Origin of the sequence: Paenibacillus campinasensis (genome assembly GCF_002272015.1) — a bacterium.
In the GTDB taxonomy this organism is placed as follows: Bacteria; Bacillota; Bacilli; order Paenibacillales; family Paenibacillaceae; genus Paenibacillus_AQ; species Paenibacillus_AQ campinasensis.
On sequence record NZ_NPBY01000010.1, the window covers coordinates 85,138 to 97,814 of the forward strand.

Below are 12,677 nucleotides of genomic sequence, written 5' to 3' on the forward strand. Positions count from 1 at the left end.
AATCAGGATGAACGGAATGGAACAGGTGCAATCCGCCATAACCAGGCTGATCGATGGGCGCGATCTGAACCGTGAGGAGGCCCGGCAGGTGATGCAGTGCATGATGGAAGGGCAGGCAACGCATTCACAGATCGGCTCGCTGCTGACCGCCCTGCGCATGAAAGGCGAAACCGTGCAGGAGATTACAGGCTTTGCCGAGGCGATGAGAGCGGCCGGCGGGCGCGTGCTGACAGAAAGAAGCCGGCTGCTGGACACATGTGGAACCGGCGGGTCCGGCATTCACAAAATCAACATCTCCACCGCTTCGGCGATCATCTCCTCCTCGGTATCGGTGCGCGTCGCCAAACACGGCAATCGTTCGGCATCGGGCCGTGCGGGCAGCGCGGATGTACTAGAGGCGCTCGGGGTGAATATTCATCTGACGGCAGAGCAGGCGAAGGCATGTCTGGAGGACATCGGCATATGTTTCTTGTTCGCCCAAATCTATCATCCGTCAATGAAGCATGCGGCCGCTCCCCGGAAGGAGCTGGGTATTCGTACGGTGTTCAATATGCTCGGGCCGCTCACCAACCCGGCCGGTGCGGATCGCCAGATGCTCGGCCTTTATGATAAAAGCAAGACCGAAACGATCGCCCAGGTGCTAAGCGAATTGGGACTGAAGCGGGCGCTCGTTGTATCTGGCCATGACGGGCTGGACGAAATCAGCATCTCCGGCCTGACCCGAATTTCCGAGCTGCGAGGCGGTGAGGTGCGGACCTATGATATTCATCCGGCGGATCTCGGACTCAAGGTTCATCCCGTTGAAGCCATACTTGGTGGAGACGCGAAGGAGAATGCCGCGATTATTCGTTCCGTGCTGCAGGGAGAACGCAGCGCGTATCGGGATATTGTGCTCGCGAACAGCGGAGCCTGTATCTACGTATCCGGTCTTGCGGACAGCATCGCCGAGGGTGTGCGAATGGCGGCAGAGGCTGTGGATACAGGATTGGCGGAAGCCAAGCTGAAGCAATTGATTACGAGGACGGGGGAACTTAGCTATGTATCTTGATCGGATTGTGGACACGAAACGAACGGAAGTAGCCCGGCTGCACGAAACTTTGCGCATTCCGGAAGCCGAGAGAAGAATCGCGGATATGCCGCCAACCAAAGGATTTGAACGCGCGCTGGCGAAGGGAAGAAAACGCAGCATGGGGCTGATCGCCGAGGTGAAGAAGGCATCGCCTTCCAAAGGGCTGATCCGTCCCGATTTTGACCCGGTTCAGATTGCGATAGCCTACGAGGCGGCGGATGCCGACTGCCTGTCGGTACTGACGGATGTTCAATATTTTCAGGGAAGCGGAGAATACTTGACGGCTGTTCGGGAAGCGGTGAAGCTTCCGCTTCTGCGCAAAGATTTCATCATTGATGCTTATCAAATCTATGAAGCGAGACTATTGGGTGCGGATGCGATTTTGCTCATTGCCAGCATTCTGACAACTCAGCAAATGTCGGAGTTCATGTCTCTGGCCGCAGCGCTGGATCTGGATTGCCTGATCGAGGTGCACGACCGGGATGAGCTGAACCTTGTGCTGGAGCTTGAGGGAGCGAATCTGATCGGAATTAACAATCGCAATCTTCGCACATTCGAAACGTCGCTTCAGACCACGGCCGAGCTGGCTGCATTCGTACCGGACGGGGTGACGCTGATCAGCGAAAGCGGGATTACCAGCGCGGCGGATCTGTCCTATCTGCATTATGCCGGCGCACAGGGGGTGCTGGTCGGGGAGCATTTCATGCGCCAGGCGGATATTTTCCGGGCGGTGTCGGAGCTGATGGGGCCTGCTCCCGTTCGCCAGGAGCAAGATATTAATGGGGTGGGATCATGAGTACAACCGCAGTAAAAATTTGTGGACTTCAAAGCGTTGAAGTGCTAAAATCAATGATAAACTTACCTGTGGATTATATCGGATTCGTATTTGCCAAGAGCCGCCGTCAAGTGACGCCGGCACAGGCTGCCGAACTGGCAGCTGTCTTGCAGGATTGGGAGGCTGGGCCGCCTCCTGCTGCGGTCGGCGTGCTCGTGAACCCTGATATGTCGTCGATTGGAGAGCTTATGCGCACCGTGCCGCTTCAAGTGCTGCAGCTGCACGGTCAGGAATCGCCGTCATTATGCCGGGAAGTGAAAGCGAGCTTCCCGGCTTCCGTATTTAAGGCGCTGTCGGTCCGCGGGGAGATGTCCCGGGAGGAGCGTCTGGCGCAGCTGGATTCGTATGCCGGCTGCATCGACGGATTGCTGCTCGATACGTATGATCCGGTCTATGGCGGAGGCTCCGGCTTAACGTTTGCCTGGGAGCTGATCCCCCCTTATATGGCCTGGGCGGAGTCGCAGGGCATCCCGCTGTTTATTGCGGGCGGCCTGGAGCCGGGCAATGTGAAAGAGCTGATCGCGCGTTATGCGCCGGACGGCGTGGATGTATCGAGCGGTGTGGAGCGGGAGCCGGGCGTGAAGGATATACAGAAGGTACAAGCATTCGTAGAAAGGGTGAAGGGATATGATACAGCAGCTTCCAGACAATAACGGACGTTTTGGCGCTTTTGGCGGGCGCTTCGTACCCGAAACGCTGATGAATGCGCTAATCGAGCTTGAACAGGAATACAACCGGTATGCGGAGGATCCTGAATTCAAGGCGGAAATTGCCTATTTACTGAAACAATACTCCGGCCGGGAGACCCCGCTCTATTACGCGGAGCGGCTAAGCCAACATCTCGGCAAGGCCAAAATATACCTCAAGCGTGAGGATTTGAACCATACAGGCGCTCACAAGATCAACAATGCCATTGCTCAGGGCGTGCTGGCCAAGCGCATGGGCAAGGAGAAGGTGATCGCCGAGACCGGAGCGGGACAGCACGGGGTGGCAACGGCTACGGTCGCTGCCCTGCTCGGACTTGAATGCAAGGTGTTCATGGGCGAAGAGGATACCAAGCGCCAGCAGCTTAACGTTTTCCGCATGAAAATGCTCGGTGCGGAGGTGATCCCGGTTACGTCCGGCAGCCGTACGCTAAAGGATGCCGGGAATGAAGCGCTGCGCTACTGGGTAAGCAACGTGGAGGATACCTTCTACGTTCTCGGATCGGCGGTAGGTCCTCATCCGTACCCGATGATGGTCCGCAACTTCCAGCGCATTATCGGGGATGAGACGCGCAGGCAAATATTGGAGAGCGAAGGACGCCTGCCGGATACGATTCTGGCGCCGGTGGGCGGTGGCAGCAATGCAATCGGCATGTTCTACCCGTTCCTGGAAGACACCGAGGTTCAGCTTGTCGGTGTTGAAGCGGCCGGCAAAGGTGTGGAAACCGAGTATCATGCGGCTACGATGACCAAAGGAACCCACGGCGTATTCCAAGGCTCCATGAGCTATCTGCTTCAGGATGAATACGGGCAGGTCAAGGAGGCGCACTCCATCTCGGCCGGTCTGGACTATCCGGGCGTCGGACCCGAGCATTCCTACCTGAAGGATATCGAGCGGGTCCAATACATGCCGATTACCGATCGGGAAGCGCTGGAGGCATTGCAGCTTCTGTGCCGGACCGAGGGCATTATTCCGGCGCTGGAATCCGCGCATGCGGTTGCCCAGGCCGTCAAGCTTGCGCCTTCCTGGAGCGAGGACAGCATCGTAGTGATCTGCCTGTCCGGACGCGGGGATAAAGATGTGGAGTCGATTATGGCCTACACGGGAGGGAAGACGCTATGAACCGGATGGATGCAGTATTTGAACGTTTGAAGCAGCAGAACGAGACGGCGCTCATCCCTTTCCTTACAGTCGGTGACCCGGATCTGGAGACGACGCTGGATATTATTGACCAGCTGGAAGCAGCGGAGGCGGACATCGTTGAGCTTGGCGTCCCATATTCCGATCCGCTGGCCGACGGTCCCGTTATCCAGCGCGCTTCGGAGCGTGCCTTGAAGGGCAAGGTGACGATCCGCTCGTGCATGCAAGTTGCCCTTGCGGCGCGGGAGCGGGGAAGCCGGCTTCCGTTCATCTTGTTTACGTATTACAATCCCGTCCTTCAAATGGGGCTGGACCCGTTCTTTGAAGAGGTTGTGGCCCATGGGATCAGCGGCTTGATTATCCCTGACCTGCCGATTGAAGAGGCGGCCGAGATCAGGCAGCGCGCGCGGCAGGCAGACGTCCATCTGATTCCGCTGGTCGCTCCGACCTCCCATGAGCGGATCGCCAGCATCGTGAAGGATGCGACAGGCTTTATTTATTGCGTATCCTCGCTTGGCGTAACCGGGGAGCGAGCCGATTTTTTTGCGGGCATCGAGGATTTTTTGAATACGGTCAAAACCTACAGCAATGTCCCGATTGCCATCGGATTTGGCATCTCCTCGCGTGAGCAGGTGGCGCGATTCTCTTCAATCTGTGATGGGGTTGTGGTCGGCAGCGCGATCGTGCGCCAGATCGAATCCAACATTCCGCTGCTGGAGAAGCAGGAGAGCCGGGAAGAGGGGCTTTTGCAAATCCGCAAGTTTGTGGCACAATTAAAAGGAACATCAGATTCCGCATAGGATTCAAGTTTACTAGTATATGAAAAGCGAGGCGAATGAGCGGATGAAACCGAAAGCGCATATCGTGAACCTCCCGGTGTACCAGCCGGGTAAACCGATAGAAGAGGTGAAGAAGGAGTACGGGCTGGATGAAGTGATCAAGCTGGCCTCCAATGAAAATCCATACGGCTGCTCACCCAAGGCTAAGGAAGCGATTCTGGCTGAATTGAATGAAGCCAGCGTCTATCCGGACGGGGCAGCAGCAGAACTGAGCAGCGAGCTCGCGGATTTCCTTGGCATCAACAGCGATCAGATCATTTTTGGATGCGGCTCAGATGAGGTGATCGCCTTGATTGCCCGGGCATTTCTACAGCCTGGCGATGAGACGATTATGGCCGATCAGACGTTCTCGGTCTACAAGAGCAATGCGGACATTGAGGGAGCAGTCAGCATTGAGGTGCCGCTCGTGGACGGCACTCATGATCTGAACGGCATGCTGGCGGCGGTGAATGACCGGACGAAGATCGTCTGGGTATGCAATCCGAACAACCCGACGGGCACGATTGTATCCGAATCCGAGCTTGTGAAGTTTCTGGATGCCGTCCCTTCCCATGTCATGGTGGTGCTGGACGAGGCCTACTACGAATTCGTGACCGATGCAGCTTATCCCGACAGCATCAAGCTGATGCAGAAGTACCCGAATCTGGTCGTGCTTCGCACGTTCTCGAAGATTTACGGGTTGGCCTCGCTGCGAATCGGCTATGGCCTTGGTGAGCCGGAAGTGGTGAAGCTGATCAACCAGGTGAGAGAGCCGTTCAACACGAGCCGGTTGGCACAGGCAGCCGCCAAGGCCGCGCTCCAGGATCAGGAATTTGTGGCGAACTGCCGCCGTTTGAACGCCGAGGGGATCGCTTATTTGCAGCAGGAATTTGATCGCCTGGGCCTCTCTTATTTTCCGGCACACGGCAATTTTATTCTGGTTAACGTCCAAAGACCGGGACAGGAAGTGTTCCAGTCCTTGCTCAGACAAGGGGTTATCGTTCGTCCTGGATTCAGCCGGTATCCGGATTGCATCCGCGTCAGCGTCGGCACGCCGGAGCAGAACCGGACCTTCATCGGCTTTCTTGAAAAAGCGCTGGGAGACGTAGTCGCCCCTGTGTAATTTCTGATTATCACTACTACTAAATGCAGCTTGAAACGAGTGAGTATACATGTCTATTCATATATCCATATTTGGCGTCGGCCTGATTGGCGGATCGCTCGCTTTATGCTTCAAAGGCAAGCCGGGCATCACTGTAACCGGATATGCGCATACGGAGGAGTACGCCGCACAGGTCATCGCCAAAGGCGTCGTCGATCATGTTACTTTGTCGGCGGCAGAGGCTGCGCAGGATGCGGATGTTATCTTTTTATGCGTCCCGGTGGGCAGCCTGGAAAGCTACATCCAGTTGTTAAGCGAGATGACCTTAAAGCCCGGCTGCATTATTACAGACGTGGGCAGTACGAAGGCCAGCATTACAGCATGTGCTTCTGCGCTTGCACTTAAGGACGCCTGCTTCATCGGAGGTCATCCGATGGCAGGGTCCGAACGTTCTGGCGTTGGAGCGGCATCCTCGCTGTTATTTGAAAATGCATATTATGTGCTGACACCGCCGGATGACGTTCCGGATGATAAGCTGCAGAAGCTGATCGACCTTCTAGCGCATACGAGAGCGCATATCGTCCAGGTTGAGCCGCGGCTGCATGATCAGATCGTCGGAGCGATCAGTCATCTGCCGCATATTATCGCGGTTGCGCTTGTGAACCAAATCCGCACCTACAATGACGACAACCCGCTCTACCGGATGCTCGCTGCCGGCGGGTTTCGCGACATTACGCGCATCGCCTCAAGCGATCCGCTGGTGTGGCGCGATATTTTATTGAATAACCGGGACGTGCTGCTGCCGCTGTTGCGGGACTGGAACGAGGAGATTCAGGGCTTTATTGCAATGCTCGAGAACAACAGCGGCCCGGGGATTGAGGAAGCGTTCCGCAGAGCAGGTGAATTCCGCAGCGAGCTGCCGGAGAGACGCAAGGGCAGCATTATATCCCAGTATGATCTGTATATTGATGTGCCTGACCATCCGGGTATTATCGGCAGCATTGCCACAGAGCTTGGCGCCCAGGGCATCAACTTGAGCAATGTGCAGATCATTGAGAGCCGGGAAGAGGTGCCTGGTGTCATGCGACTGTCTTTCCGGAACGAGCGGGAGCAGGAGCGGGCACAGCAGCTGCTTACCTCGCTGGGACACGCTGTATATCATTAAAATTCCCACTAATAAAAAATAAGCGGAAATAATTGCGTTTTCATGTTGACAAAATGAAAACGTATACATATAATAAAAGTACAGTATGGTTTCTCTCCACTCCTATCCAAACATTGCACTTTGTGCGACCGCCTTCCATGAGGAAGGCGGATTTTTTTTGTTGTATTGGGGATTCCCGGATATTTCACTGGCATAAACCTGAACTTTTCTCCATATTGTGCTATAATGCTAGAGTGCTAGTGTTGAAGATTTGGGGAAAATGCCAAATACATAGAATAGTCAGTCACCAAGAGGCGTAATTATATATGGTTTACGGAGGTCAGCACCGCTTGGGGTGAGGAGGAACACAAAATCATATGACGGATTCCCAGCTGATTCAAGAGATCAAACAAGGCAATGTGGAATTATATTCGGAATTGATGCGTCGTTATCAGAGGAAAATTTTAGCGTTTGTTTATCATATGTTGAAGAGCTCCGGGATGGAGGTTATGGCTGAGGACTTGTGTTCGGAAACGTTCTACAAAGCTTTTCGCAGCCTGAGCTCCTTTCGGGAGGTGGATGCCTCCTTCTCGACATGGCTTTATACCATCGCACGCAATACGGTGCTGAGCGAGCTGCGCAAGCAGCGCAGCGGCACGCTATCGCTTGAGGAGAGCGGCGTTGTACCGATCGCGCCTAACGAAGGGGCGCCAGAGCAGGCGATCCTGCGCAGTGAACGTGTACATATGGTTAGAGAAGCGATTAAGAAACTCCCGGAAAAGCAGAGATCAGCCTTGATCCTGCGGGAGTATGATCAATTGGATTATCAGGAAATTGCCGACATTCTCGGGCAAAGCGTCAGCTCTGTCAAGTCGCTGCTGTTTCGTGCGCGGGGCAGTGTGAAAATTCAGCTTGAACCGTATTTCTATGAGCCGGATTTCGAGGAGCTGAAAGGGATGAAAAGCAGATGACTTGCGAAGAAGCCCAGCAGCTGATGGAGATTGTCTGGGATTTGCCTGAGCATGATCTGCGGCGAAGACGGCTGCAGGATCATCTCCAGGGCTGCCGGTCATGTGCGGCTGAGTACGAAATGTGGGTCGAGAGCATGGAAATGGTTCATTCGCTGAAGCATGAGGTGTCCGATATCGAGGCAGAGAACGTGAACCGAAACGTGATGGATCGAATCTATCGCGATTTCCCGTGGCTCGTTGAGGAAACTTCGAAGAGCAGTGCCATCAGCCGGGTGTTTCGAAAGCGTCTGATCATATGGATTGCCGGCTTCCTGGCGCTGTTCGTGTCCAGCCTGTTGTACTTCGCCCTAACCGGCAGCAGCAGTGAGCCACAGCCGGAGGCTGCCCCGACGGGCATTATTCCTACAGGCGTGGCCGGGAGCAACTACGGAAGCTATAACATTCCGAAAACGAACAGTGGGATTATCGATCCGTTTGTCGCCGGGATGAAACCGACCGAGCCGGAATACTGGATGGTTCTTTCCATACTCGGTGTCGGGTTGGCCTTGATCTTCTTACGGAGGTTGAACCGGGTACGACGATAGATATAGAATAGGTGGAAAAGGAGTGAGGCCGCTATGCTGATTGGATTTGTTCGCCATGGACTGACAGATTGGAACGCACAGGGCAAAATTCAGGGACAGACGGATATTCCTCTCAATGATGAAGGACGCAACCAGGCGCGTCTTCTGGGCCAGCGGCTTCAGCAGGAGCCGCATTCCTGGGACTTCATCGTCAGCAGCGGATTATCGCGGGCCGAAGAGACGGCGCAGATCATTTCATCCTTCATCGACGTGCCGCTGCACGCTCCGGACGCCCGATTGCGCGAGCGCTCCTACGGCCAGGCCGAAGGCTTGACGGCAGAGCAGCGGGAAGAGCGCTTCGGTCCGGACTGGAGCCGCCGGGATGTCGGGCAGGAATCGGACGCCGCGCTGCAGGAGAGAGGGCTTTCCTTCTTGAAGGATATGCAGGATGAGCACCCTGATGCTCACATTCTGGTTGTGAGTCATGGCGGCTTTCTGGCTCAGCTGTACAAGGTGATATGCAGCGATTTGCAGCATGAGCGAATTGGGAATCTGTCCCTGACGATTATGGAAAGCAAGGGAGAGAACTGGTCGCCGATTCTGTACAACTGTACCCGCCATTTAATAACGAGCCAGTCTTGAGTTTTTTTCCGACACGGAGAAGATTAGGGAGAAGGTATATCCACAGGCAGTGCTGCCTGGCGGATTGCCTTCTTTTTTTTGTTTTAGTAGAAATTGTAGATGATCCTTCGGATGAATCATGATAGACGAGAGTTTGACATAAGCTGGTAACAGAAGGGTTGTCCCGCTAACATTCTACCGAACGATGCGATATGTTATAGCCTCCCTGAAAAATTTAGCGTGAATGTTTATACGGCGCCATTTTCGTTAAAAATGGGAATCAGGACAGCGAGAGTTGAAAGAGTAGGGTGCCGGAGGCTGCCAGCTTGATTTATTCAAGACCGGTCAGGTATCAAAACATTCAATCCATCCCATAATGGAATTAAAACCATACCTGGAATCCGGGATGGATAACGGCGAGGCGATGGTAGATGAATCTAGCGGATATGCTGACGTATGCCGACATCGGACAATTGAGCAATATTGCCAACCACTATCAGTGTGATGCCAAAAGAAACTCGAAGCATGAACTGATTCAGAGCATTTTGTCCAAGCTTGGACGCAGGGATTTTGTCGAGGAGCAGGTACGTGTGTTATCGGCAAAGGATTTGCGCTTTCTGAACAATCTTGTGTTTGACGCCCGCAGCGGATACAGCCTGGAAGAGCTGATTGCAGCCATACGTCATTCTTCCGTTGAGGATGAACCGAAGGCTGCCGGAGAGGAAAGTCCCCGGGAAGCTGTTGCCAGGTACCGCCGCAGCGGCTGGTTATTTAACGGCTTCACGCATTCGACCAAATACTTGTTTCAGGTGCCGGCCGATTTAAAGGAACGCTTCCGGGAGGTGCTCCGGGAAAAGCTGCTGGAGGATCTCGAATATGCAGCGCAGGAGCCGGAGGCTTACCGTGACGAGCAAGGGCTTGCGGCCGAGGACATGCTGCTCTTCCTCCGGTTCGTCGAGCGGCATGATATTGAGCTCAATCAGGAAGGCTTTATGTACCGGCGGCATCAGCAGCAGCTGATGGCAGCCTTGCATATACCGGAGCCGCTCATCACGAAGGGGGCGTGGCGCTTTGGGTACGGGCGTTCCTGCATCGAATACCCGGACCGGTTCTCGCTGCTGTACGACTATGCATACGCACGTCAGTGGGTTCGGGAGCAAGGCGCAAGGCTGGTGCTCACCGATCGCGGGAAGGCTGTCCTGGATGAAGGAAATCAAGTTAGCGTGTTGCAGATATTCCGCTTTTGGTTAAGACTCTATAAAGGGGCTGTCCCCAACATTACCTCGCTCGTATACTGGATCAGCCAGTGTGCACAAGAGTGGGTGACGGCGGAGTCGATGCAGAAATCGCTCTGCTGGTTAATCCGTCCCTTCTATTACGATTCGCCGCATAACATTTTGCAGCTGCGTGTTATCCGGATGCTGATGCATCTGGGCATGCTGAGAATCGGAGAGAGCGAGCGGGACGGAACGGTGATCCGAATGACAGCCCTTGGGATGAAAGCGGCAGAAGCGAGCCTGCACATCGGGGATTCCAAAGATTTTATCCATTGACAGAACAAGGTGCGCATTGCTACAATCACTCCCACCAAATTAAAGGAGTGATCGGTAATGGAGATCGGGTATTCGGGGGCTTTCCCTTCGGTTCACTCGTCGGTATTTGTCGCTGAAGGTGTCAAACTGATCGGTAATGTTCGGATCGGGGCTGATTCGAGCATCTGGTTTAACGCGGTGCTGCGGGGCGATCTGGCACCTATCACCATCGGCGAACGCTGCAACATACAGGATGGCGTTGTCGGACATGTCAATGCAGGACAACCGCTCCTGCTCGAAGATGAAGTATCGGTTGGACATTCGGCGATTATTCACGGCTGCACCATCGGCAAAGGCTCGCTGATCGGGATGGGCGCCATCCTGCTGAACGGAGCGGAGCTCGGTGAATATGCCTTGATCGGCGCAGGTTCTGTCGTCACGGAGAACACCAGGATTCCCCCGTATACATTAAGCCTTGGCACACCGGCCAGAGTGGTGCGGGAGCTGACCGACGCGGATCTGCAAAGGATGAAGGTCACGATGGAAAGCTATGTGATCAAAGGGAAGGAATACAAGACATTGTAAAATTCAGTTTGGAGGTGCATCCTAATGGATAAGATGAAGGTTACTTACGAAGTTATGTTAAGTCTGGCTGCTGAGATGGTATGGGACGAAGCTTTGCGCAAGCATCGGAGCGAGGAGCTGTATAAGGAAATAGACGCAGCCCTGGCTTCCGGCGACGAAGTGGCTTTCCGAACCCTGACGGATGAACTGAAGACTTTGAACTAAGGATTTTTGCATACAAAAGGGGAGCGCTAGGATGGCGGCCGCAATAGATAGAGCAAGGTGATCAACTGGGTCTGTCTATATGTTTTGTCACAGGTGCGGACAGAGGCGAAGTTTGTAAAACCGAAGAAATGCCGATCGGCATTTCTTTTTTTCTTTTTTTGCACTATAGATCATCTACTCTTATAATGTAAGAAAATATTGCAGGTTATAGAAAGGATGCATCAGCAGTGAAATTCAGCGAAGTGGAAGAAGCGTCATGGCCAGGGCTGGCCCTCTATTTTGATACGTGTCTGATCCCGTATACCGGGCTGTCAGGCGGAGAGAGCCCTTGGGAGGTCACAGCTGCACTGGAGCGGCTCCGAGATTTCATGGATCTTGTTGAAATCCCCTTTAAAGGAAGAATTGTTACATATCCTGCCGTACAATATGGCAATCCTAATGATATGAAGCTGCTTAACGAGGTTTGTCGAAATGTCAAATCCGGCGGTTTTAAATATGTGGTGGTTGTGTCGGCAGATGTGGCGATCTCGGAAGAGGATGTGCCTGAAAGCGCACTCGTCCTGTCCCGGCGCAGCATTGACATTCCAGAGGGCAAGCCGCTTGCGGCGGTTGTATCCCAAAAAATCAGCGAGATGTGGATGGGGGCAGCCCAAAGCTAAATGTGACGAAAATTCAACAATTTATTGATGGACTATTGGAAGCGAACCCAATTTTGGGCTTCAAATTCTTGACGGTCTGGGGTGCCTAATATATTATTATTATGTCCTAGTAAGTCGTGTGATTTAGATCATTGAGAACACATGAGAACGGTTGACAAAGGGGGTTGAACACAGAATGAGCAGCAACCACATTGACGAGCATGAAGAGTCGCACAATCCACCCCGTCTGAAAGAGATGTCCCGCAGACAATTTCTTACATACACATTGGGCGGTGCCACGGCTTATATGGCAGCGGGCGTAGTTTTGCCGATGCTTCGCTTCGCCGTGGATCCGATTCTTCAGAATAGGGAAGATGGATCATTCGTTAAGGTCGTTGAGGAGAGCAAAATTACGAGTGAGCCACAGGAATTCCATTTTGAACTCCAGCAGCAGGACGGATGGTACAACAGTACAGCTACGCTGACTGCGTGGATTCGTAAAAACGACGAGGGTAAAATAGTAGCGCTTTCACCGATTTGTAAGCATTTGGGATGTCTTGTTGGTTGGAACAACAACCAAAACTTCGCAAATGAGTACTACTGCCCTTGCCACGGTGCAAGATATACGGCAGACGGCAAGAACCTGGCGGTTGCACCGAAGCCGCTGGACGAGTATATGACCAAGATCGATAACGGCTGGATATACCTCGGCGAAATTGTACCTAATACTGTAGTAGAATAGGAGGCGTA

15 protein-coding genes are annotated in these 12,677 nt (G+C 53.7%); all 15 read left to right on the top strand.

The genetic code is table 11. The features are described from left to right. Positions 1-7 precede the first annotated feature (7 nt). Entirely contained in the window at positions 8-1,048 is a 1,041-nt protein-coding gene (gene trpD, locus CHH67_RS03120; protein ID WP_095263521.1) for an anthranilate phosphoribosyltransferase, read from the top strand. Further along, positions 1,038-1,865: an indole-3-glycerol phosphate synthase TrpC gene (gene trpC, locus CHH67_RS03125; protein ID WP_095263522.1), complete on the top strand. Its 828-nt coding sequence runs from the start codon at positions 1,038-1,040 to the stop codon at positions 1,863-1,865. The genes trpD and trpC overlap by 11 nt, the downstream gene beginning before the upstream one ends. Continuing rightward, positions 1,862-2,557, top strand: a complete 696-nt coding sequence (locus CHH67_RS03130) for a phosphoribosylanthranilate isomerase (RefSeq protein WP_095263523.1) — start codon at positions 1,862-1,864, stop codon at positions 2,555-2,557. Before trpC ends, CHH67_RS03130 begins: the two co-directional genes overlap by 4 nt. Continuing rightward, positions 2,535-3,731, top strand: coding sequence for a tryptophan synthase subunit beta (trpB, locus tag CHH67_RS03135; RefSeq protein WP_095263599.1), 1,197 nt, complete (start codon positions 2,535-2,537; stop codon positions 3,729-3,731). The genes CHH67_RS03130 and trpB overlap by 23 nt, the downstream gene beginning before the upstream one ends. Beyond that, a complete protein-coding gene (gene trpA / locus CHH67_RS03140) occupies positions 3,728-4,549 on the top strand; it encodes a tryptophan synthase subunit alpha (RefSeq protein ID WP_095263524.1) in 822 nt (273 codons plus the stop codon). The genes trpB and trpA overlap by 4 nt, the downstream gene beginning before the upstream one ends. A 43-nt stretch (positions 4,550-4,592) precedes the next feature. After that, positions 4,593-5,690 (top strand): histidinol-phosphate transaminase, encoded by a 1,098-nt coding sequence (gene hisC, locus CHH67_RS03145; RefSeq protein ID WP_095263600.1) that lies wholly within the window; start codon positions 4,593-4,595, stop codon positions 5,688-5,690. A 49-nt stretch (positions 5,691-5,739) separates the two neighbouring features. After that, a complete protein-coding gene (locus tag CHH67_RS03150; RefSeq protein ID WP_095263525.1) occupies positions 5,740-6,834 on the top strand; it encodes a prephenate dehydrogenase in 1,095 nt (364 codons plus the stop codon). 356 nt (positions 6,835-7,190) lie between these two features. Beyond that, the gene (locus tag CHH67_RS03155) at positions 7,191-7,784 is read left to right on the top strand and encodes an RNA polymerase sigma factor (RefSeq protein ID WP_095263526.1); all 594 of its coding nucleotides are present in this window, start codon (positions 7,191-7,193) and stop codon (positions 7,782-7,784) included. Continuing rightward, positions 7,781-8,368, top strand: coding sequence for an anti-sigma factor family protein (locus CHH67_RS03160; RefSeq protein ID WP_095263527.1), 588 nt, complete (start codon positions 7,781-7,783; stop codon positions 8,366-8,368). The genes CHH67_RS03155 and CHH67_RS03160 overlap by 4 nt, the downstream gene beginning before the upstream one ends. Before the next feature lie 33 nt (positions 8,369-8,401). After that, on the top strand, positions 8,402-8,989 hold the full coding sequence (locus tag CHH67_RS03165) for a histidine phosphatase family protein (RefSeq protein WP_095263528.1): 588 nt from the start codon (positions 8,402-8,404) through the stop codon (positions 8,987-8,989). Between the two features lie 410 nt (positions 8,990-9,399). Then, complete coding sequence (locus CHH67_RS03170) at positions 9,400-10,521, top strand: hypothetical protein (protein WP_095263529.1); 1,122 nt, start codon at positions 9,400-9,402, stop codon at positions 10,519-10,521. 57 nt (positions 10,522-10,578) lie between these two features. Beyond that, positions 10,579-11,085, top strand: a complete 507-nt coding sequence (locus CHH67_RS03175) for a gamma carbonic anhydrase family protein (protein WP_095263530.1) — start codon at positions 10,579-10,581, stop codon at positions 11,083-11,085. Between the two features lie 24 nt (positions 11,086-11,109). Beyond that, the gene (locus CHH67_RS03180; RefSeq protein WP_095263531.1) at positions 11,110-11,289 is read left to right on the top strand and encodes an IDEAL domain-containing protein; all 180 of its coding nucleotides are present in this window, start codon (positions 11,110-11,112) and stop codon (positions 11,287-11,289) included. 227 nt (positions 11,290-11,516) lie between these two features. Next, positions 11,517-11,948, top strand: coding sequence for a DUF2487 family protein (locus CHH67_RS03185; RefSeq protein WP_095263532.1), 432 nt, complete (start codon positions 11,517-11,519; stop codon positions 11,946-11,948). 175 nt (positions 11,949-12,123) lie between these two features. Further along, on the top strand, positions 12,124-12,669 hold the full coding sequence (locus tag CHH67_RS03190; protein ID WP_095263533.1) for a Rieske (2Fe-2S) protein: 546 nt from the start codon (positions 12,124-12,126) through the stop codon (positions 12,667-12,669). Positions 12,670-12,677 lie beyond the last annotated feature (8 nt).

Bases quoted from the DNA above. Each gene is read 5' to 3' on its own strand.
- trpD (WP_095263521.1), top strand. From the start codon at position 8: ATGAACGGAATGGAACAGGTGCAATCCGCCATAACCAGGCTGATCGAT.
- trpC (WP_095263522.1), top strand. From the start codon at position 1,038: ATGTATCTTGATCGGATTGTGGACACGAAACGAACGGAAGTAGCCCGG.
- CHH67_RS03130 (WP_095263523.1), top strand. From the start codon at position 1,862: ATGAGTACAACCGCAGTAAAAATTTGTGGACTTCAAAGCGTTGAAGTG.
- trpA (WP_095263524.1), top strand. From the start codon at position 3,728: ATGAACCGGATGGATGCAGTATTTGAACGTTTGAAGCAGCAGAACGAG.
- hisC (WP_095263600.1), top strand. From the start codon at position 4,593: ATGAAACCGAAAGCGCATATCGTGAACCTCCCGGTGTACCAGCCGGGT.
- CHH67_RS03150 (WP_095263525.1), top strand. From the start codon at position 5,740: ATGTCTATTCATATATCCATATTTGGCGTCGGCCTGATTGGCGGATCG.
- CHH67_RS03155 (WP_095263526.1), top strand. From the start codon at position 7,191: ATGACGGATTCCCAGCTGATTCAAGAGATCAAACAAGGCAATGTGGAA.
- CHH67_RS03160 (WP_095263527.1), top strand. From the start codon at position 7,781: ATGACTTGCGAAGAAGCCCAGCAGCTGATGGAGATTGTCTGGGATTTG.
- CHH67_RS03165 (WP_095263528.1), top strand. From the start codon at position 8,402: ATGCTGATTGGATTTGTTCGCCATGGACTGACAGATTGGAACGCACAG.
- CHH67_RS03170 (WP_095263529.1), top strand. From the start codon at position 9,400: ATGAATCTAGCGGATATGCTGACGTATGCCGACATCGGACAATTGAGC.
- CHH67_RS03175 (WP_095263530.1), top strand. From the start codon at position 10,579: ATGGAGATCGGGTATTCGGGGGCTTTCCCTTCGGTTCACTCGTCGGTA.
- CHH67_RS03180 (WP_095263531.1), top strand. From the start codon at position 11,110: ATGGATAAGATGAAGGTTACTTACGAAGTTATGTTAAGTCTGGCTGCT.
- CHH67_RS03190 (WP_095263533.1), top strand. From the start codon at position 12,124: ATGAGCAGCAACCACATTGACGAGCATGAAGAGTCGCACAATCCACCC.